The sequence below is a fragment of the Nocardia sp. CWNU-33 genome (assembly GCF_046764895.1).
GTDB lineage: Bacteria > Actinomycetota > Actinomycetes > Mycobacteriales > Mycobacteriaceae > Nocardia.
In genome coordinates this window covers 130,105-150,308 of record NZ_JBKOQN010000010.1, presented here as the reverse complement: position 1 = coordinate 150,308, position 20,204 = coordinate 130,105, and the positions used below count along the sequence as shown (strand labels likewise).

Below are 20,204 nucleotides of genomic sequence, written 5' to 3'. Positions count from 1 at the left end.
CCTCTGGCAGCGGAAGTGAGGTCGGCGCGGTGACCATGCGCGACGAAGCGCAGCGTGCGGAGGACCACGAGGGTACCGGCCTCGACGTGCGCGAACAGATCGCCGAACAGTTCGCCCGCTATCGCGCCGAGGGTGTGGACAGTGCGGCCTACGACGAATGCGGCCGCCCGATGGACGGCTACTACGACGAACTGGTCGACGGTGACGGCCGGGTGCGGCGCATGTGGTCGGAGCTCTCCGCCGACTTCGTCGAGCTGGGCACCACCGGGCTCGGCAGGCTCGACAGCCGGGTGCGCAGGCTGATCGACGATGACGGCATCTATTACACCGAGGTGATCTCACCGGAAGATCCGGCGCTTCCGACGCCCTGGCGGCTCGACCCCATTCCACTGCTGGTTTCCGCCGACGACTGGACTCGGCTCGAAGCCGGCCTGGTGCAGCGGTCGCGGGTGCTCGACGAGGTACTGACCGACATTTACGGCGCGCGTCGCACCATCACTTCGGGCCTACTGCCGCCGGAGGTGGTGTTCGGCAGCAACGGCTACGTTCGGGCCGCGCACGGCATCACGGTGCCCGGTCGGCATCAGCTGTTCCTGCACGCCTGCGATATCAGCAGATGGAGTGACGGGCAGTTCCGCGCCATCGCCGACTGGGCGCAGGCCCCGTCCGGCGCGGGCTATGCGCTCGCGGATCGCCGCGTGGTGTCGACAGCGATCCCGGAGGCGTTCGAGCATTCCAATCCACGGCCGCTCACCCCGTTCGCGCGGGCGATGCGGCTGATGCTGATCGAATCCGCGCCGAACGCCGACGACGACCCCGTCGTGGTGGTGCTGAGTCCTGGCGTGCACTCCGAAACCGCTTTCGATCAGGCCTATCTCGCGTCGACATTGGGCTTTCCGCTGGTCGAGAGCGCGGATCTGGTGGTGCGTGACGGTGCGCTGTGGATGCGCTCGCTCGGCACGCTGAAGCGCGTCGATGTGGTGTTGCGCCGCGTGGACGCCGAATTCTCCGATCCGCTGGATCTGCGCCCGGATTCCCGACTCGGTGTGGTGGGTTTGGTGGAGGTGCTGCGGCGCGGCGCGGTGACTGTGGTGAACACCCTCGGCAGTGGGCTGCTGGAGAATCCCGCGCTGCCCGGATTCCTGCCGCAGATCTCGCGAGCACTGCTCGGTGAGGAGTTGGTGCTCGACAGTGCACCCTCGTACTGGGGTGGCGACGACGCCGAACGGTCGCACTTGGTCGCGAATCTCGACCGCCTCATCATTCGGTCGACCGTCGACGGCTCGACGAACTTCGGGCCCGAGTTGTCCGCCGAGCAGCGTTCGGAACTCGCGGCGCGGATCGAGGCTCGTGGCTGGCAATGGGTGGGCCAGGACCCGGCCCAGTTTTCGGTGGCTCCTGCCGTCCAGGGCTACGGGGGTCTCGCCGCGTCGCCGGTCGGGATGCGGTTGTTCTCGCTGGCCCGCCGCGGTGGTTATACGGCGATGGCGGGTGGTCTCGGTCAACTGCGACAGCGCTTGCAGCCGGAACGGGTGGTCATCAAGGTTGCCGCCAAAGATATTTGGGTGCGCGCCGCGCCCACCGCTGTCGCCGCCATCGCCGCCGAGCCGGTGCACGAGGAACGCGAGCGCCGCGGCCCCGCCCTCGAAGCCGTCAGCTCGCCGCGCGTCCTCAACGACCTGTTCTGGATGGGCCGCTACAGCGAACGAGCCGAATCGGTGGTGCGCCTGCTCATCGCAACCCACGACCAGTACCAGGACTTCCGCTACCGCCCGTGGCTCGAAGGCGCGGACGCGGTCACGGCACTGATGTCGGCCCTGGCGCGAACGACCGGAACGCTCGCGCCGGTCGATGACGGCCCGCCGGCCGATTCGACCGATGACCGACAAGATGCGGACGATGTCGACGGGGCGTCGAGCACTGCGGCCAGTAGTTCAGCGCAGCAACAGCAGTCGATGTCAGCGAGCCCGCCGGAACAGGCTGCCAGCGGCGGTCGGCCACCGGTCGCGGGGGCCTCGCGAGAAGGATATGAATATCTGGTGCGGCTGACCACCGATCAGGGTACGCCGGGTTCGCTGGCCTTCGCGATCGATCGGTACGAGGCGGCGGCGCGTGCGGTGCGTGATCAATTGTCGGCTGACACCTGGATGATTCTCAGTGCGGTAGATCATGCGTTGATCGAGTTTCGCGGCACCGAGGGCGACCAGGAGGCCGCGTTGTCGGCCGTGCATTCGCTATCGCTTGCCGCGCTGCTGTCGCTGTCGGGGATCGGCGCCGAATCGCTGGTGCGCGACACCGGTTGGTACGTCATGGATATCGGCAAGCGCATCGAACGCGGGATCGCGCTGACCGCGCTGTTGTCGGCGGCGCTGACCGAGACCTATCCGGCGGAGGCCGAGCGGGTGGTGACCGAGGCGGTGCTGCGCGCCACCGAGTCCTCGGTGAGTTACCGTCGGCGGCACCGGGATTCGGTGCGGGTCTCGGCGGTCGCCGGCCTGTTGTTGTTCGACGCGGCCAATCCGCGCTCGCTGGCCTATCAACTCGAGCAACTCGAGGTGGACTTCCAGGCGCTGCCCGCGGCGTCCGGATCGTCACGGCCACAACGATTGCTGGCCGACGCGCAACGGATGCTGCGCCGCGTCGACCCGAATGATCTGGACGTCACCGACGCCGACGGCAGGCGTACCGAATTGGCGGAGCTCCTGGAGGGTGTGCACTTGCGGCTGCGGAAAATTTCCGAATCGTTCGAGACCACGAGATTGGCGCTGCCAGTGGGTATTCAGCCGCTGTGGGGCAGCACACGGGTTGTCGGATGATCAGCCGCAAGGATTCCGCTCGTCGCTATCGGGTCGCGCATCGAACCACCTACTCGTACTCCGATGAGGTGAGCAGCTCCTATGGGCGCGCTTATCTCACTCCTCGGCAATTCCCCGGGCAGCGGCTGCTCTCACACGAGATCGACATCGATCCGGTGCCGTCGGATCGGTCGATCGGCACCGACGTCTACGGCAACACCACCTCCTACTTCCATGTCACGGCCGAACATCGAAAACTCGTCGTCACCGGCGCATCCGTGGTCGAGGTGGACATCCCGGACCGCACCGACATCGGTCCGGCCGCCGAACCATGGGAGCACGCCCGACCGTCCGCGATCACCGGGCCGCTGGCGGTCGAGTTCACCCTGGACCTGCAACCGCCCGAAATCACTCCCGAAGTCACCGCCTATGCGGCCGAATCCCTGACTCAGCGGCGACCGCTGCTGGACGCGGTGCGCGAGTTGAACACTCGAATCCATGCCGACTTCACCTACAGGTCGGGCTCCACCACCGTCTCAACCAAGGTCGCCGATGTGTTCGCCGCGCGCGCGGGCGTCTGTCAGGACTTCGCCAGGATCGGTGTCGCCTGCCTGCGGTCACACGGCCTCGCCGCCCGATATGTATCGGGTTATCTCGCCACCGATCCGCCGCCGGGCAAGGAACGGATGGTCGGTGCCGATGCCACCCACGCCTGGTCGGCGGTGTGGCTGCCGGGCGAGGCCGCACACGATCGGACCGGTCGTTGGATCGCCTTCGATCCCACCAACGATCAGTTGGCCGACGAGCGCTACGTCACCGTCGCGTGGGGTCGTGACTATGCCGACGTGCCACCGTTGCGCGGCATCATCTACACCGACGCCAAGGAGAGCTCTATTACCGTTTCGGTCGATGTCGCACCGGTCGCGGGGTAGCGGCGTGCGCGATTTCACCTGTCCGAACTGCGGCCAGCAATTGGCCTTCGAGAACTCCGTGTGCCTGTCGTGTTCCAGCCCACTGGGTTTCAGCCTCGCCGATCGCGCATTGCTGGTGATCTCCGATGTCACCACTGCGGAGCCGACCGGACATCCGGGCGGCGCGGTGGACGGGCGCAGGTTCCGCCTGTGCGACAACTTGCATGTCGCGCAGTGCAATTGGTTGGTGCAAGTCTCCGATGGTGCAACCGTGTCCGGTAGTCCGGTGCTCTGCGAGTCCTGCCATCTGACCCGCACCCGCCCGCACGACTTCGACGCCGCGGGCCTGCAGGCCTTCGCCGAGGCCGAAGCGGCCAAGCGCCGGCTGATCATGGAGTTGGCGGAACTCGGACTGCCGATCGTCGGCCGCGACCAGAACCCGGATACCGGTCTCGCGTTCGATCTGCTCTCCAGTGCGACAAACAGGGTCACCACCGGACACAAGAACGGCGTGATCACGCTGGATCTCGCCGAGGCGCACGACCCGCATCGCGAGCAGCTGCGCATAGAAATGGACGAGCCATACCGCACCCTGCTCGGCCACTTCCGCCACGAAATCGGGCACTACTACTTCGCGGTGCTCGTCGCCGATGACGAGGCACTGCAACGCTTCCGGGGTCTATTCGGCGACCCGTTCGCCGACTATCAGGCCGCGCTGGATCGTCACTACTCCGAGGGCCCCCCGCCCGGCTGGGACGGCAGCTACGTCTCCTCCTATGCCGCCATGCACGCCGCCGAGGATTGGGCCGAGACCTTCGCCCACTATCTGCACATCCGCGACACCCTCGATACCGCGGCGGCTTTCGGCTTCGCACCGGCGGGCGCCACCCTCGACCGCCCGCAAGTAGGCCGTGCGGGCTTCGACAAGATCATCGACCTCTGGCTGCCCCTGGCCTGGGCCCTCAACATGGTCAACCGCTCCATGGGTCACCCCGACCTCTACCCCTTCATCCTGCCCGACCCGGTGCTGGAGAAGATGCGCCTGGTCCACGAATTGTGTGGCGCCGCGGCCGGCTGAATGCTCCGGTCAGGCCCGCAGGCGTTCTCTGCGGAGTTGTTCGACCTCGGGGAGGTCCAGCGGTGCCAGCTCGGATACGCCGAGGGCACGGGCGAGTAGCAGGTCGGCGAGTTCGGGGTTGCGGGCCAAGGCCGGGCCGTGCATGTAGGTGCCGAGGGTGGAGCCCTGGACGACGCCTTCGAGCCCGTCGCCGACTCCGTTGCCGACACCGCGGGTGACGTGGGCGAGGCCGGTCGCGTCGGGGCCGAGTGTGGTTGCGCCGCGGTGGTTTTCGAAACCGGTGAGCGGTGCGGTGAGACCGGCGAGCATGGGCGTGGTCGTTACCTCGCCGATGGCGCGCTTCTGCTGGGGTGCGGTGGTGACATCGATGAGGCCGACACCGTCGACGCGTTCGCCCGACGAGGTCTCATACCAGTTGCCGAGCACCTGGATGGCCGCGCAGATGGCAAGCACCGGTGCGCCTTTCGCCGCGGCCTGCTGTAGGCCGGGGTAGCGCTGCAGATGCCGGGTGGCCAGGCGCTGCGCCGAGTCCTCGGCGCCGCCGAGGGTGTAGATGTCCAGCGAGTCGGGAACCGGGTCGGCCAGGGTGATTTCGATGATCTCCGCGTCGTGGCCGCGCATCCGCAGCCGCTGTCGCAGCACGAGTGCATTGCCGCCGTCGCCGTAGGTGCCCATGACATCGGGCAGCACGAGCCCGATCCGCACTGTCGATTCTGTCATGCCGTCCGCCCCTCCAGGTCGCGGTTGAGATCACGGAACGCGGTGTAGTTCGCCAGCACCTCGACCCGGCCCGCGGGGCAGGAAGCGATGGCGCGCAAGGGATCCGCCACCGTGGTGTGTTCGACTCCGGCGTAGGTGAGGCGCACCGCCAGATCGGTGGCGCGCTCGCCCGCGGCAACCACCTGCACGCCCTCGAAGTGTTCGAAGCGCACGTCCCACAGCCAGGACAGATCCTCGCCGTCGGGCACCTGTCCGTTCACCGCGATCACCAGTCCGGCCGCGGTCGGCTCGATCATCGATAGCGCTTCTTGCCAGCCGGCCGGATTCTTCGCGAGCAGCAGGCGTGCGGTGTGCTCGCCGACCTGCACGGTCCGGTAGCGGCCCGCGATCTCCTGCACCGTTCCGGTCGCGGTCGCCGCCGCTGCCGGGTCGGCACCGAGCGCGACCGCGGCGGCCACCGCCTGGGCGGCATTGCCGCGATTGGCGCGGCCGGGCAGGGCAAGCCGCAGCGGCAGTCGCAGACCTTCTGGGCCACAGAGCTTTTCGCCGTCGAGCCACCAATCCGGTTCCGGGCGTTGGAAATCTGTGCCGGTGCTGCGCCAGTGCGTGCCCTCCCAGACGATCGGCTCGCCGCTGCGCGGACAGCTTGTCGCGTCCATCGCCCAGCCGCTGCCCGCAGCCACCCACACCACTTTCGGATGGTCGTAGGCAATGGAGGTCACCAGCACGTCGTCGCAATTGGCGATCACCACGGCGTCGGGGTGCTCGGCCAGCCCGGCCCGCAGTTTGCGCTCGATCATGTTGATCTCGCCGACCCGATCCAACTGGTCGCGGCTGAGGTTCAGCAGCACGACGGCGGCCGGATTCAGCGCGTCGGTCACGTGCGGCAGGTGCAGTTCATCCACCTCGATCGCGGCCAGCGGCGCGCCGAGATGGGTGCTCAGCGCGGCGACGATCCCGGCGTCCATGTTGGCGCCGTCGGCCTGCGTGGCCACCGCACCGAGGCTGCCCAGCGCGGCCGTGGTCATCCGCGTTGTGGTCGACTTGCCGTTGGTGCCGGTCACCAGCACCGTGCGTTTGCCACGGCCGAGCTGCTCCATCACCGTCGGATCGATCTTCAGTGCGATCAATCCACCGATCATCGAGCCTTTGCCGCGTCCGGCCTTCTGTGAAGCCCAGGACGCCGCGGCTGCCGCTCGCAGTGCAAGCCGCCCACGCACCGAAATATCTGCCACGCCGCGAGTCTATGTGGTGGGCTCGGGACCCGCGCTGGTCAGTCGCGGTAGAGCTTGGCGTTGTAGTTCTCCGGCGAGTAGTAGTGCTCGAGTTCCTCGATCGACTCGGTGATATCGCTGTGGACCTCTTTGACCAGGCAGGCGGGGCTCGGCAGGGTATCGACGGGCCACTGCTGCGGCTCCCACAGGTGGCTGCGAATGAACGCCTTGGCGCAGTGCAGGAAGATCTGCTCGACCTCGACCTCGACCGCGAGGATAGGGCGATGGCCCTTGACCACCATGTCGTCGAAGTAGGGCGCATCACGCACCAGGCGGGCGCGACCGTTGATGCGCAGGGTCTCGCGGCGGCCCGGGATCAGGAACAGCAGGCCGATGTGGGGGTTGGCGAGGATATTGAGGTAGCCGTCGGCACGGCGGTTGCCGGGACGTTCGGGTATCGCGAGGGTCCGATCGTCGAGCACCTGCACGAAGCCGGCCGGATCACCCTTGGGGGAGGCATCGCAATTGCCGTCGGCGTCGCTGGTGCTCATGATCAGGAACGGCGAGTTCGCGATCCATTCGCGGTCCCTCGGATGCAGCGTGGTGCGTTCCTTGTTCGCGGCGCGCGGCATGACTTCGCCGAGCAGCTGCCTGAGTTCGGTGGTGCCGGTGATCTCGTCGGTGCCGATGCTCTCGCGCATACTTCGATTGAACACCCGGTAGCGGCAGCGCCGCGATCGAATTCTGTTCCGGTGCGGGGAGATCGATCACACTTGTGCGCGCCTCAGATCTGGACGTCGAACAGGTTCGGTTGTCCCGCGGCATAGCGATCCGCGTCGATGCGACGGAACGGCTCCAATTCGGCGGCGCGATACAGCGTGTACATCCGGCACCGCTCGGCATTCGAGCCTGCCACATCGAGTAGCGCGTTCACCGCGGCCCGCGCGGATTCGTTGGCGCCCTCCATGGTCGCGAGGTCGACGTTGGTGCGCACGTAATCGCCTGCCAGGAAAAGGTTTTCCAGCCCACCGTGCGGGTGCGGCCGATACTCCCATGATCCCGCGGTGTTGATGAGCAGCGGATCGGCGTTGGCGTTGCGCTGTTGGTCGGCCTGCCAGGTGATGCCGGGATCGAGGAACCATGAATGCAGATCCGCGTCGTGCAGCACCGCACCGCGGTCGTTGAGGTGCGCGGTCATCTGCGCCCACACCTCGCGCGCGATCTCCTCGCGAGTGCACTCCTTGGCCGGCTTGCCGTACAGCATGCCCGGGGTATTCCAGTCCGAGATGTCGACCGAGAGGCAGTCCTGCACGGTGCCGTCACCGAATTCGGTGAGCTTCCTGGTCCACAGCTGATTCTGGGTGATCGAGGTGAGCGACCACGGCGCATCGATGAAGGCGGTGTGCCCGCGTGAGATATCGGCGGGTGTGCGCAGGTAGAACTGGATGCCGTTCATCCAGTCGACGAACAATCCGTCCATTGCGGACAGGTCGGGCCGGACCGCGAGCACGTCCGGCGACCACAGCGCACGGGCCCGCTCGGCGGACAATGCCACCACAAAGTAGTCGGCGTCGACAGTGCGCTGCACGCCGTTCTCGTCGACGACGCGGGCCCCGGTGATCCGGCGATCGCGCACATCCAGCCCGCGCACCTCGGCGCCGAGCGCGAATTGCACGCCGAGCTCACGCAGCAGGCGTACCCAGGGGTCGATCCACGTCGCATTCGTCGGTCCGTTCAGCACGCGGTCCAGCGCGCCGTCGTTGCCGATCTCGAAGGGATTGCCGAGGAACTGTTCGCCCATATTGCCGATGGTGCGGACGCTGGCGATATCCTCCTTGGCCGCGACCATGATGCTGGTCAGGGTGCGGGAGAGCAGCGCGCGGAACTCGTGGGAGCGCTGATGGCCGCCGACGTAGTCGCGCCAGGACATGTGCTCCCACTGCCCGAACCGGCGCGCGTCGCAGCTGGAGTTGAAGACGAGCAGGCGATCGGCGAAGTACAGACCTTCGGCCGCAGGCATTTTCAGCGCTGTGCTGATGGTCGCACCGACCGTCTCCCGGAACATCTCCGGGCGGAACGCGGTGCGGGCCCGTGGTCCGAGCGGAAGCCGGAAATCGTCGCCGTCGCGCCGGGCGAACCGCGCCTCCGGCACACCGATCAGGTTGTTCCAGACACCGTTCGGATTGCCGGGGAAGGGGATCCGCCGCATCGTGTCCGGAATATGTTGATAGAAGCCGGGAAAGAAACGGAACCCGTGTTCGCCGGGGAGATCCGGCCGACCCGCCGACCCGGTGCCCGGCACCGGAATGCTGCGTGCCTTGCCGCCGAGCGCTCGACGCTCATAGACGGTGACCTGAAAACCACGCTCGGCCAGTTCGTGCGCCGCGGTCAACCCGGCGACCCCGCCACCGAGCACCGCGACCCGCCTGCCGCCCGGACTTCCGGAAGCGGGCGCGGGCCGTAGCCCACCTGCGGTCAATGCCCCCGCTGTCGCCACCCCCGCCGCGACGGTGCCACGAAGCATCGCTCTTCGCGACACGGTCCATCGCTGTTCTGCCATGCGCAACTCTGCTGCCCAGCCTTTTCGGACTTCTAACACGCACTGCACACTGTAAAGCGGCCTATTCGGGGTCCAGCTACCCCACCCTGGTTAACCGCCGCCTGATGGTAAACCTCGGGGCTCTCGGCCGGGGGTGAACGAACGAACCAGCGCTGCCTCCGCGAGCGCTGATCGCCCGGCCCCTCGTGGCAGGACCGGGCGATCTGCACGGGCGTGTGTCGATATCGGCCGGCTACCGGGTGGGGATCGGTCCGACGTGAGTCGATCGGTTCGGCATCACCCGGCCCCGCGGTACGACCGTGCGTCAGGCCTCCGCGAGTCGAGGTCGGCCGGCAGGTGTCGGCACCGGTGCTTCCTCGGAGGGGTGTGCAGTAGTCGGCTCCGGCGCTGGTTTGTTCGCGCCGACCCGGCTGCCCGCGGTCGTTGCCGCGAAGGCGCCGACGATCACGATCAGCCCGCCGAGCACTGACAACACCGAGGGGGTCTCGCCGAGTGCGGCCCAGGCGGCGACGATGCCGACGACCGGGACGAGCAGCGACATGGGCGCGACCGTGCTCGCCGGGTAACGGCTCATCAGGTATGTCCACAGTCCCGAGCCCGCGACGGTACCGAGCACGACGATGTAGGCGAGACCGAGCAGCGCGGGCCAACCGGTGGGGGAGCCGATATCGGTCATGGCATCCAGACCCCTGGTCGGTCCCTCGATCAGTGCGGACAGCGCGAACATCGGGATCGGGGACACCACGGTCATCCACAGGGTGAGATGCAGCGGGTTGACCGCACCGGAGGTCATCGCCAGCCGGGAGCCGATATTGCCGAAGGCCCAGCCGAGCCCGCCCGCCAGCGTGAGCAGCATCGGCAGCAGCGGGGCGTGCTGCGCGCGGTCCAGGCCGATCACCGCGATGCCCGCTACCGCGACGGCGATGCCGAGCAGTTGGATCGGCCGCAGCCGCTCCCGCAGGAACAGCGCACCGAGGACGACGGTGAACGGCGCCGAGGATTGCAGCACCAGTGAGGCAAGCCCCGTCGGCATTCCGGCTCGCATCGCGGTGAACAGGAACGCGAACTGCAAGATGCCGAATCCGGTGCCGTACAACAGCAACCAGCGCAGCGGCACCTTCGGGCGCGGAATGCAGAACACGACCGGCACCGCGATCACCGCGAAGCGCAGTGCGGCGAAAAAGAAGGGCGGAAAGTGGTCGAGCCCGACCCGGATGGCGATGAAGTTCAGCCCCCAGAGCAGGACGACGGTAAGGCCGAGCAGGCGGTCACGGTTGGTCACGCTTTCTATCGTGAACAGCTCGACTCATAAGAACAATCGAATTAATATGCACTATTTATGTAGCATTACTGAATGGTTACTCCGGACGGCGCATCGGCAGGGCCGCCCATGACTGTCGAACGCCTGCGGGTGTTGCGCGAATTCGCGGACCGCGGCACCATCGCGGCCGTCGCGACCGCGCTGTCGATGACACCCTCCGCGGTGTCGCAGCAGCTGAAGGTGCTGGCCAAGGAGGCCGGTGTCGCACTGCTCGAGCCCGACGGCCGCCGGGTTCGGCTCACCGACGCGGGGCAGGCCCTCGTGCTGCGCGCCGACGAGGTGCTGGCAGCCATGGACCGGGCCGTTGCCGAGATGGCGCATTATCGGGGCTCGCCGCGCGGGCGGGTCCGGGTGGCGCTGTTCCCGTCGGGTGCCGCACTGCTGCTGCCGTACGTGCTGCCCGCGATGGCCGACAGCGGCGTCGAGGTCGTGGCCGGTGACGTAGACCTGCCGCCATCCGAGGTGCCGCGCCTGCTCGCGGACTACGACATCGTCCTCACTCATCGGGACGAGCGCGCCTCCTCGATCGCCGGTCCACGGGTCACCACCAGGGTGCTCATGCGGGAACCCACCGATGTCGTTGTCGCGCCGACACATCCGCTCGCCGGCCGCACCGAGGTGACCCCCGCCGAGCTCGCCGATGAGACCTGGCTGAGTGTGCGCGGCGGCTTCCCCGTCGACGACGTGCTTCGCTCGATCGCGACCATGACCGGTGTCGAGCCACGTATTGCGCAGCGCCTCAACGATTTCCGGGTAATCGAGACCCTCGTTGCCGCGGACTACGCGGTGGCGCTCATGCCTCGCTTCGCGGTAGCCCATCCCGATCTCGCGGTGCTGCGCCTGTCCGGCGTACGCGCCGCCCGCCTCTACGAACTGGCCACCCGCCCGCACGCCGAGCAGCGTCCCGCCATCGCCGCCGTGCTGGCGGCCTTCGAATCCGCGGCCCGTCGGGTGACTGCCGAATAGTGCCGCGACAAACAGCGCGGCCCGGCGCAAAAGCGCCGGGCCGCTGAGGTTTCGAACTATTAGTACCGTCCGGGCGGGCCGCCTCGGTACTGCTGTGAACCGATGTAACCGAAATCGTCGGCCACCATGGCGGCAAGCTCCAGCAGTGCGCGCCGGGTCGGCTTGCTCACCAATTCCAGGTCGATTTCCGCGCCCTCCGCGAGATGGTCGTCGAAGGGCACCACCTGCACCGCGCGGGTGCGGTCGAGGAACAGCTTGCGCAGCTGGTCGAGGTCGACCGTCGAGGCGCCGCGGCGCGATGCGTTGACCACCACGACGGTGCGCTCGACGAGCTTGCCGTACCCGTGGTGGTCCAGCCAGTCCAGCGTGGCCGATGCGCTACGCGCGCCGTCGATGGCGGGCGAGGTGACAAGCACCAGCGAACTGGCCATGTCCAGCACGCCTGCCATCGCCGAGTGCATCAGGCCGGTGCCGCAGTCGGTGAGGATGATGTTGTAGAACGACTGCAGAATGCCGATGGCCTGGCGGTAGTCGGCCTCGCTGAAGGCCTCCGAGACCGCCGGGTCCTGTTCGCTGGCAAGCACTTCCAGCCGGCTCGGCGCCTGCGAGGTGTGCGCGCGGACATCCGAGTACCTGGTGATGTGCTCGTCTTCGAGCAGGTTGCGCACGGTGGATCGGGTCTGGCGTGGCACTCGGTGGCCGAGCGTGCCGAGGTCGGGGTTGGCGTCGATCGCGATCACGCGATCACCGCGCAGCGTCGAGAACGTCGATCCGAGCCCGACCGTGGTCGTGGTCTTGCCGACGCCGCCTTTGAGCGAGAGGATCGCAATCCGGTAGTCACCGCGCACCGGTTGATTCACCCGGTCCACAAGATCGCGGTAGACCACGTCGGCCGCGGATTCGCCGGGATTGACCACACCGCCGGTGGCCTTGTGCACAGCCCGGCGCCAGCCGCTGCGCGGCGCCTTACGTGCGCGCTTGAGCAGGTTCAGGTCGTTGACCGAATGCCCGGGCTGTCCCGGCTGCGGCATGTGCTGCGGCTGAAAGGGCTGCTGCGGCTGATGGGGATTGTGTTCGCCCTGCCAGCCGGGAGGCGGCACTTGGCCGCCCATCGGTCCGGGTCCGGGCTGCCCGAGAGGCGGCTGACCCATGGGCGGGCCGGGCTGCTGGTACATCTGCTGCTGCGGCGGCGCGGGCGGCTGCATCGGCGGGGGTGGCGGCGCCCAGCTGTAGATCGGCCCGCTGCTCTGATCGGCCTGCGGCTGATCCTGCGGCACGCGCCGGACGAGCCCGTCGGGACCGATCTCCTGCCGGTACTCGCTGTAGTTCTGCTGCTCGGGCGCGGGTTGCACCGGATGGCTGCCGCTCTCGGTCGGACCGGCCGGCCCACCGGGCTGATAGGGGCCCGGCTGATACGGCCCGGGCTGGTAGGACTCTGCGTGCGGAATCGGCTGCGGGAACTGCCCGGTGTTGTACAGCGCGGGCGGTGCGAATCCGTCTGGCGGACCGTAGGACTGCTGCGGCGCGAACGGTTCCTGCGCACCGGGCGGACCGTAGGACTGCTGCGGCGCAAACGGTTCCTGTGCACCGGGCGGTGCGAATCCGTCGGGCGGACCATAGGACTGCTGCGGCGCGGCCTGTGCATACGAGGTGGTCTGATCCATTGGACCCGCACCAGGGGGGAAAGCAGCGAACTGCGGCTCCGGTTCCGGCGGCGCGGGCGCGTCCGGTAGCTCGGCAGCGGGCAGGTCCGCCGAATCCGTTGTGGATTCTTGCGCTTCGGCGTCGCCGGACAGCTCGGGCGTGACCTCGGCGGCCGACGGTTCGCCCCCCTCGTCAGGCGCTGCGTGGTGTCCGTCGGCTTCGGTGGTGACCTCGGCCGTATCTACCGAATGACTCTGCAGCCAGGGCGGAGAAGTCGGGTTGTGGTCGTTTGTAGTCACAGTTCCCCCATCTGCTCGGGAATTCGAGCAGAGAGCTCGGCGCTTGAGTGCGAACCAACGCTAGCACGGGGTTCGGTGACCCGCCCCGCAGTGCTGACAGCGGACGCGCCAGGCAGACACGCCACTGATTGTGGCCCGATTGTCGGTCTCTGCCAACAGGATCGAGAGACGGACGCCCCGGTCGGCGACTATGTCGCGCACCAGGACGTCCGGCTCCTACCGTACTCGTCGACCGAGATCAGTGGGCCCGGTTCACCGCGGAGACCACCGCGCGCAGCGACGCGGTGGTGATCGACGTGGCGATACCGACACCCCAGACCACCTTGTCGCCGATCGCGCACTCCACGTAAGCGGCGGCTTGCGCGTCATCGCCGGCGGACATCGCGTGCTCCGAATAATCCAGCACGCGCACGTCGTAACCGATGGTTGCCAGCGCGTCCACGAACGCGGCGAGCGGCCCGTTGCCGTTGCCGTTGATCTCCTGCTCGACGCCGTCGAGCTTGACGATCGCGGAAATGGCATCGACGCCGCCATCGGTTTCCGACGCGGTCACCTTCTGCCGCATCCGCTCCAGCGGCAGGATCGGGCTCAGGTACTCCTCGGAGAAGACGTCCCACATCTCCTTCGGGGTGACCTCGCCGCCCTCGCCGTCGGTGATCTTCTGCACCGCCTGGGAGAACTCGATCTGCAGCCGTCGCGGCAGCACCAGTCCGTGATCGGTCTTCATGATGTAGGCGACGCCGCCCTTGCCCGACTGCGAGTTGACTCGGATGACGGCCTCGTAGGTGCGGCCGACGTCCTTCGGGTCGATCGGCAGATACGGGACCTCCCAGACGATGTCGTCCACGTCGGAGTCGGCCGCGTCGGCCGTGGCCTTCATCGCGTCCAGGCCCTTGTTGATGGCGTCCTGGTGACTGCCGGAGAACGCGGTGTACACCAGGTCGCCACCGTACGGGTGGCGCTCATGCACCGGCAGCTGGTTGCAGTACTCGACGGTGCGACGGATCTCGTCGATGTTGGAGAAGTTGATCTGCGGGTCCACGCCGCGCGAGAACAGGTTCATCCCCAAGGTGACCAGGCAGACGTTGCCGGTGCGCTCGCCGTTGCCGAACAGGCAGCCCTCGATGCGGTCCGCGCCGGCCTGGTAGCCCAGCTCGGCGGCGGCGACCGCGGTGCCGCGGTCATTGTGCGGGTGCAGCGACAGCACGATCGAGTCGCGGCGGGCCAGGTTGCGGCTCATCCACTCGATCGAGTCGGCGTAGACGTTCGGGGTCGTCATCTCGACGGTCGCGGGCAAGTTGATGATCATCGGCTTGGCCGGGGTCGGCGCGATGATCTCGGTGACCGCGTCGCAGACTTCCTTGGCGTAGGACAGCTCGGTGCCGGTGTAGGACTCGGGGCTGTACTCGTAGCGCCAGTTGGTGTCCGGGTACTGCTGCTCGATCTCCAGGCACAGCTTCGCGGCATCGGTGGCGATCTTCTGCACCGCGGCCTGGTCTGCACGGAACACCACACGCCGCTGCAGGACCGAGGTCGAGTTGTAGAAGTGCACGATCACGTTCGCCGCGCCCGCGCACGCCTCGAAGGTGCGCTCGATCAGCTCGGCACGGCACTGGGTCAGCACCTGGATGGTGACGTCGTCGGGGATCGCACCGTCTTCGATGATCTCGCGAACGAAGTCGAAGTCCGTCTGGCTCGCCGAAGGGAAGCCGACCTCGATCTCCTTGTAGCCCATCCGCACCAGCAGGTCGAACATGCGGCGCTTGCGGGCGGGGCTCATCGGGTCGATGAGCGCCTGGTTGCCGTCGCGCAGGTCGACGGCACACCAGCCGGGCGCGCGATCGATGATCTTGTCCGGCCAGGTGCGGTCGGGCACCGCGATCGGCTCGACCTCCTCGGCGAAGGGCCGGTACCGGAAGGTCGGCATCGAGGAGTTCTTCTGGGTGTTCCAGCCGGGCTGGTCGGCCGGGGCGGGCTTCGACGGCGAGGCGATGGTGCGCGAGCCGGATACGAAGACATCAGCGGTGGACATACGGTTTCTCCGAGTGGGTGTGGTGGATCCCATATATACGGGTCGACCGGCGCGGCAGAACCCCGCGACGGGAGGCCGGTCCGATCAGACCCCGTCGCGGCGGCTGAGAAGAAGTGCCCGCTGCATGATGTCCGGGAGTTTACCGTGTCGCGATGCGGGCCCGAAAGCCCGGTCCTGTCATCCGGTCATCCGATGTTGCCGATAGCGTTCCGACCGGGCATACACACGCTTGTACGGACTCGGTCCGACGGGACGTCGAAGGAACTGTTCTTATGACTTGGCTGGAACAACTGGCCGTTTTCGGCGCGGGCATCGCGGCGGGCGGCATCAACGCCATCGTGGGATCGGGCACTCTGATCACCTTCCCGGTGCTGCTGGCATTCGGATTGCCGCCGGTGACGGCAAACGTGTCGAACACGATCGGCCTGGTCCCAGGGGGGATCAGCGGCGCGATCGGGTATCGGCGCGAGCTCGAAGGCCAGCGGGCCAGGCTGCTGCGGCTGGGCACCGCGTCGCTGTTGGGCGGCACCACCGGCGCGGTGCTGCTGCTGACGCTCCCCGCATCGGCATTCAAGGCGATCGTGCCGGTGCTGATCATCGCCGCGCTGGTGCTCGTCGTGGTGCAGCCGAGGTTGGCGCGCTGGGTGAAGCAGCGCAGGGAGACCGACACCGGCCCGGAACCCGAGCACGGCGGCTTGATCTTGTTCGTCGCGGTTTTCGCCGCGGGCATTTACGGCGGCTACTTCGGCGCGGCCCAGGGTGTGCTGTTGATCGGATTGCTCGGAGTGTTCGTGCACGAGGACATCCAGCGCCTGAACGGGGTCAAGAATGTGCTCGGACTGCTGGTGAACGCCGTGTCCGCGGTCGTGTTCACGATGGTCGCCGATGTCGATTGGCGAGTGGTCGCGCTCATCGCGGTCGGCTCGGTCATCGGCGGACAGCTCGGCGCCAAGATGGGCAGGCGCTTGCCGCCGAACGTGCTGCGCGGGGTGATCGTCGTCGTCGGGATCATCGCGGTCGTCCGGCTGTTGATGGCATAGGTCCGGACACAAAGATCTACCGTGGGACGTGACGATGGAGGTAGCAGCATGGCACTCGAGATGCGCACGGTGTGCGAGCGCTGCAATGTCGGCTTGACCGCGGACGGTCCGGCCCGAATCTGTTCGTACGAGTGCACGTTCTGCGAACCGTGCAGTCGGGCTATCGACGGCGTGTGTCCGAACTGCGGCGGCGAACTGGTGACCAGGCCGAGGCGAGTGGTAACCGCCTGACCTGACCTCACAAAGGAGGACGACGCGGGCATGGTGTGGGCACAGGATGAGCGCTGTGGGTAAGTCGAGGATCGCCGTTTTCGGTGTGTTGATCGCGCTGATGCCCGCGTTGGGCGGCTGTGGTGCGTCGGCCGAGCGGGAGTCGAAGCAGCAGCAGTCGAGAGCGGCCGAACTGGTCGCGCAGGCCGATGCCGCGCCGACGCCGCGCCTGGACTGGACGCCGTGTGCGGAGCCCGAATCGAGCAGGTACCAGTGTGCTGTCGCGGCCGTTCCGCTCGACTATGCGCAACCGAATGGGGCGACCATCCCGCTCGCGGTCCTCCGCCAGCCCGCGGGCGACCCGGTCGGTCGCATCGGCACGCTGTTCACCGCGGCCGGTGGGCCGGGGGGATCGGGATTCGACCGGGCAGCCCTCGGCGAACTCTTCCCCGGCGAGGTGAGTCGTCGATTCGATGTGATCATCTTCGATCAGCGCGGGGTGGGACGCAGCTCACAGGTGCGCTGCTTCGCCGATCCCGAAGCGCAGCAACGATTCTGGGCGAATTCCCCGCAGCCGCCCGGCAATGCCGAGCAGGAGCGCGCCGCCGAGCGTGGCAGTCGCGAGCTGGCGGCGGGTTGCGCGGCCCACAGCGCCGCGCTGCTGCCGCATCTCACCACCGTCGACGCCGCGCGCGACCTCGACCTGCTGCGCCGCGCGGTCGGCGACGCGAAGCTCACCTATACGGGCGCCTCCTATGCGAGCTATCTCGGCGAGGTCTACGGCGCGCTGTTCGGGCACCACGTCCGCGCACTGCAACTCGCCGCGATGATCGATCCGGACGCGTACACGAACAACGCGGGCGCCGCGGTCGCCGACACCGCGATCGGCACCGAGGAAGTGTTCGGCGAGTTCGTCCGGTTGTGCACCCAGGCCGGCCAGCCGAAGTGCGCGTTCGCCGGCGAGGATGCGCGGGCCCGCGATCGCGCCCTGCTGGACCGGTTGCGGCAGGGCCCCGTCGAGGTCGGGCGCGGCGAGACCGCGGTGCAGGTGAGCTATGGCGAAGTCGTCCAGGCGCAGGCGATGTTGCTCTACGACTCGCAGCAGGGCTGGTCCGCGCTTGCCGAGCTGCTTGCCGAACTGGAACGCGGTGCCGACGGCAATCCCGGCATCGTGCGGAAAATTCTTGCCGCAGAACCTCTCTCGTTGAATTTCCTCGACTCCTTCACCGCGATCACCTGTGCGGACAGCAACTTTCCCGAACGACCGGACCAGTGGCCCGAGCTGGCGCGCGAATTCTCCGGCAACGCACCGACTTACGCCGCGTTCTGGCTGTACCTGCGGCAGCCGTGCGCCTCGTGGCCCACACCACAAAACGGCTATCCGCAGCGGTATACCGGCCCGTGGACATTGCGCTCGGAGGTTCCTGCCCTGCTGTTCAACAATCGTTTCGACCCGGTGACCCCGCTGGCGTTCGCGAAGCGCGCACAACAGGAGCTCGGCAATGCGCGGCTGGTCGTCGTCGACGGTTACGGGCACGAGCCGGCCGGCGACTGCCCCCGCCGGCTACAGGAGCGCTATCTGATCGACCTGCGACTCCCGGATCCCACCGCCTCCTGCACTGCCGATCGGGCGCCGTTCGGCGGATGACGCGACGGCCATTTGCCGTGTAATCTGCGCTCGGCCATGCGTGATGAGGGAGGTGGCCTGGGTGCAGAGACGTGCCTTTTTCAGGGCGGCTGGTGCTGCTGCGTTGCTGGGTGCCGGGGGCACGGCGCTGAACGTCGGGACTGCTGTGGCGGATCCGGTCTGGCATGGGTTGTTCCGCACCTGGGTGCCGGAAATCTTTGCGCCACTTCCTGATCCGCCTGCACACTCGCCCGCAATCGTGATCGGATCCGGTTTCGGGGCTGCGGTCACCGCATTGCGCCTTGCCGAAGCCGGGATCGCGAACACGGTGCTGGAGCGCGGCTCGCGCTGGCCGAACGATCCGTGGCGGGAGATCTTCACCAACGACGACCTGCCGGACGGTCGCGGCTTCTGGCATCGCAACACCTTCACCGGTGTCACCAAGGTGCCGATGCAGTTCGCCAGATTCGGCGGCGTGCTCGACTGCACCGAGTACCCGGGCATCGATGTGTGGCGGGCGGCGGCCGTCGGTGGCGGTTCGGTGATCTTCACCGGCGCGATGGTCGCACCCGAACGCCGGTTCTTCGACCATGTCTTCGGTGGCACCGTCGACTACGGCGAAATGGACCGCATTTACTACCCGCGGGTGCGAGAGATGTTGCGGCTCAACCCGGTTCCCGCGGACCTGTACGGCTCGGCGCCCTTCACCCACTCCCGCGCCTGGGACGACCAGGTGCGCAGGGCCGGCTACCAGCCGATACCCAACGACTCGATTTTCAACTGGGACATCCTGCGCGGCGAACTCGCAGGCGGCACCCGCCCGTCGGCTATCGCGGCCCGTAGCAACCTCGGCAACTCCAACGGCGCGAAGTTCGACCTCAATCAGAACTACCTGCGGTACGCGCAGGGTACCGGCAAGTCCGCGGTGTTTCCGGGCCACCGGGTCGAGGCCATCGCGCAGGAGTCGGGCGGCCGGTATTCGGTCATCGTCGCCAAACTCGCGCCGACCGGCGAAGTGCTCGGCACCCGCACCCTCACCTGTGATCGGCTGTTCCTCGGCGCCGGCTCCATCGGCACCTCGGAACTGCTGGTTCGGGCTCAGGCCACCGGGACACTGCCGAATCTCAACGAACACATCGGCGACGGCTGGGGCAGCAACGGCGACGTTGTGCTCGCCCGTGGCGCAAGCGAACTGGCAGGACTCGGTCAGGCGGTACCGAGCGTCAGCCGGATCCTCGACGAATCGGCGGTGCCGCTGACCCTCGAAAGTTGGTACGTCCCCGGCATTCCGTTCGAGACCGGCGCGCTGGCCTCGCTCGGCATGGTGCTCGATCCGACGCGGGCTCGATTCGGATACGACCGGGCGAGCAACCGCGTCGGGCTGTCCTGGCCGACCCGGAACCGGGACGAGACGGCGGCCGCCGCCCGCGCGGTCGACCAGCGCATCGCCGAACGATCCAATGCGCTGGTCCAATTCGGCGCCCTCGGGTACGACGCGAACGCGAATTTCACCGCCCACCCGCTGGGCGGCGCGGTGCTCGGCCTGGCCACCGACCGCAACGGCCGGGTGCACGGCCACCCCGGCCTGTACGTGATGGATGGCGCCGCCATTCCCGGCAGCACCGCAACGGTCAACCCGTCGCTCACCATCGCCGCGCTGGCCGAGCGGAACATCGAAGCGATCGTGCGCGCCGGGAAATAGCCGCTGCCATCGGCGGGTCTGCACCGAGAAGGTGATCAAGCCGTTGCACGTGTGGGGAGTGCGCTCGGCGGCGGCCGATTACTCT

General features: G+C 67.7%; 15 protein-coding genes. 8 read left to right on the top strand and 7 right to left on the bottom strand.

Features of this window, described 5'->3' with window-relative positions; translation table 11 throughout:
• Positions 1-35: 35 nt before the first annotated feature.
• From ACLMAL_RS16265 to ACLMAL_RS16255, 3 genes are read left to right on the top strand one after another with little or no spacing between them, the layout of a single operon-like run.
• The gene (locus tag ACLMAL_RS16265) at positions 36-2,816 is read left to right on the top strand and encodes a circularly permuted type 2 ATP-grasp protein (RefSeq protein ID WP_411999923.1); all 2,781 of its coding nucleotides are present in this window, start codon (positions 36-38) and stop codon (positions 2,814-2,816) included.
• Positions 2,813-3,727 (top strand): transglutaminase family protein, encoded by a 915-nt coding sequence (locus ACLMAL_RS16260; protein ID WP_411999816.1) that lies wholly within the window; start codon positions 2,813-2,815, stop codon positions 3,725-3,727. The genes ACLMAL_RS16265 and ACLMAL_RS16260 overlap by 4 nt, the downstream gene beginning before the upstream one ends.
• Before the next feature lie 4 nt (positions 3,728-3,731).
• Positions 3,732-4,784 carry a putative zinc-binding metallopeptidase gene (locus tag ACLMAL_RS16255; RefSeq protein WP_411999922.1) on the top strand — a complete coding sequence of 351 codons (1,053 nt, stop codon included), beginning with the start codon at positions 3,732-3,734 and terminating at the stop codon, positions 4,782-4,784.
• Positions 4,785-4,793: 9 nt separating this feature from the next.
• Here the strand turns inward: ACLMAL_RS16255 and ACLMAL_RS16250 are convergent, their stop codons facing one another.
• The 5 genes from ACLMAL_RS16250 to ACLMAL_RS16230 form a co-directional block, all read right to left on the bottom strand.
• Positions 4,794-5,504, bottom strand: coding sequence for a type 1 glutamine amidotransferase (locus ACLMAL_RS16250; protein WP_411999815.1), 711 nt, complete (start codon positions 5,502-5,504; stop codon positions 4,794-4,796).
• Positions 5,501-6,739, bottom strand: a complete 1,239-nt coding sequence (locus tag ACLMAL_RS16245) for a MurT ligase domain-containing protein (protein ID WP_411999814.1) — start codon at positions 6,737-6,739, stop codon at positions 5,501-5,503. The genes ACLMAL_RS16250 and ACLMAL_RS16245 overlap by 4 nt, the downstream gene beginning before the upstream one ends.
• Before the next feature lie 38 nt (positions 6,740-6,777).
• Positions 6,778-7,419, bottom strand: a complete 642-nt coding sequence (locus ACLMAL_RS16240) for a pyridoxamine 5'-phosphate oxidase family protein (protein ID WP_411999813.1) — start codon at positions 7,417-7,419, stop codon at positions 6,778-6,780.
• Between the two features lie 83 nt (positions 7,420-7,502).
• A complete protein-coding gene (locus tag ACLMAL_RS16235) occupies positions 7,503-9,278 on the bottom strand; it encodes an FAD-dependent oxidoreductase (protein WP_411999812.1) in 1,776 nt (591 codons plus the stop codon).
• 304 nt (positions 9,279-9,582) lie between these two features.
• Entirely contained in the window at positions 9,583-10,560 is a 978-nt protein-coding gene (locus ACLMAL_RS16230) for an EamA family transporter (RefSeq protein WP_411999811.1), read from the bottom strand.
• 108 nt (positions 10,561-10,668) lie between these two features.
• On the opposite strand from ACLMAL_RS16230, the gene ACLMAL_RS16225 reads away from it, so the two are divergent.
• Complete coding sequence (locus tag ACLMAL_RS16225) at positions 10,669-11,565, top strand: LysR family transcriptional regulator (protein WP_411999921.1); 897 nt, start codon at positions 10,669-10,671, stop codon at positions 11,563-11,565.
• 59 nt (positions 11,566-11,624) lie between these two features.
• On the opposite strand, the gene ACLMAL_RS16220 is transcribed toward ACLMAL_RS16225, so the two are convergent.
• Both ACLMAL_RS16220 and leuA read right to left on the bottom strand, forming a co-directional pair.
• A complete protein-coding gene (locus tag ACLMAL_RS16220) occupies positions 11,625-13,229 on the bottom strand; it encodes an AAA family ATPase (protein WP_411999920.1) in 1,605 nt (534 codons plus the stop codon).
• 517 nt (positions 13,230-13,746) lie between these two features.
• On the bottom strand, positions 13,747-15,540 hold the full coding sequence (gene leuA / locus ACLMAL_RS16215; protein WP_411999810.1) for a 2-isopropylmalate synthase: 1,794 nt from the start codon (positions 15,538-15,540) through the stop codon (positions 13,747-13,749).
• Positions 15,541-15,812: 272 nt separating this feature from the next.
• On the opposite strand from leuA, the gene ACLMAL_RS16210 reads away from it, so the two are divergent.
• The 4 genes from ACLMAL_RS16210 to ACLMAL_RS16195 all read left to right on the top strand — a co-directional run bounded on the left by ACLMAL_RS16210 (position 15,813) and on the right by ACLMAL_RS16195 (position 20,119).
• Positions 15,813-16,580 carry a sulfite exporter TauE/SafE family protein gene (locus ACLMAL_RS16210; protein WP_411999809.1) on the top strand — a complete coding sequence of 256 codons (768 nt, stop codon included), beginning with the start codon at positions 15,813-15,815 and terminating at the stop codon, positions 16,578-16,580.
• A 48-nt stretch (positions 16,581-16,628) separates the two neighbouring features.
• A complete protein-coding gene (locus ACLMAL_RS16205; protein ID WP_411999808.1) occupies positions 16,629-16,811 on the top strand; it encodes a DUF1272 domain-containing protein in 183 nt (60 codons plus the stop codon).
• Positions 16,812-16,857: 46 nt separating this feature from the next.
• Positions 16,858-18,438 (top strand): alpha/beta hydrolase, encoded by a 1,581-nt coding sequence (locus ACLMAL_RS16200; protein ID WP_411999807.1) that lies wholly within the window; start codon positions 16,858-16,860, stop codon positions 18,436-18,438.
• A 61-nt stretch (positions 18,439-18,499) separates the two neighbouring features.
• Positions 18,500-20,119: a GMC oxidoreductase gene (locus tag ACLMAL_RS16195; RefSeq protein WP_411999806.1), complete on the top strand. Its 1,620-nt coding sequence runs from the start codon at positions 18,500-18,502 to the stop codon at positions 20,117-20,119.
• Positions 20,120-20,204 lie beyond the last annotated feature (85 nt).

What these genes read in the sequence shown, in the direction of transcription:
- ACLMAL_RS16265 (WP_411999923.1), top strand. Translation starts at nt 36, where the DNA reads ATGCGCGACGAAGCGCAGCGTGCGGAGGACCACGAGGGTACCGGCCTC.
- ACLMAL_RS16260 (WP_411999816.1), top strand. Translation starts at nt 2,813, where the DNA reads ATGATCAGCCGCAAGGATTCCGCTCGTCGCTATCGGGTCGCGCATCGA.
- ACLMAL_RS16250 (WP_411999815.1), bottom strand. Translation starts at nt 5,504, where the DNA reads ATGACAGAATCGACAGTGCGGATCGGGCTCGTGCTGCCCGATGTCATG.
- ACLMAL_RS16240 (WP_411999813.1), bottom strand. Translation starts at nt 7,419, where the DNA reads ATGCGCGAGAGCATCGGCACCGACGAGATCACCGGCACCACCGAACTC.
- ACLMAL_RS16235 (WP_411999812.1), bottom strand. Translation starts at nt 9,278, where the DNA reads ATGGCAGAACAGCGATGGACCGTGTCGCGAAGAGCGATGCTTCGTGGC.
- ACLMAL_RS16225 (WP_411999921.1), top strand. Translation starts at nt 10,669, where the DNA reads ATGACTGTCGAACGCCTGCGGGTGTTGCGCGAATTCGCGGACCGCGGC.
- ACLMAL_RS16220 (WP_411999920.1), bottom strand. Translation starts at nt 13,229, where the DNA reads ATGGATCAGACCACCTCGTATGCACAGGCCGCGCCGCAGCAGTCCTAT.
- leuA (WP_411999810.1), bottom strand. Translation starts at nt 15,540, where the DNA reads ATGTCCACCGCTGATGTCTTCGTATCCGGCTCGCGCACCATCGCCTCG.
- ACLMAL_RS16210 (WP_411999809.1), top strand. Translation starts at nt 15,813, where the DNA reads ATGACTTGGCTGGAACAACTGGCCGTTTTCGGCGCGGGCATCGCGGCG.
- ACLMAL_RS16205 (WP_411999808.1), top strand. Translation starts at nt 16,629, where the DNA reads ATGGCACTCGAGATGCGCACGGTGTGCGAGCGCTGCAATGTCGGCTTG.
- ACLMAL_RS16200 (WP_411999807.1), top strand. Translation starts at nt 16,858, where the DNA reads ATGAGCGCTGTGGGTAAGTCGAGGATCGCCGTTTTCGGTGTGTTGATC.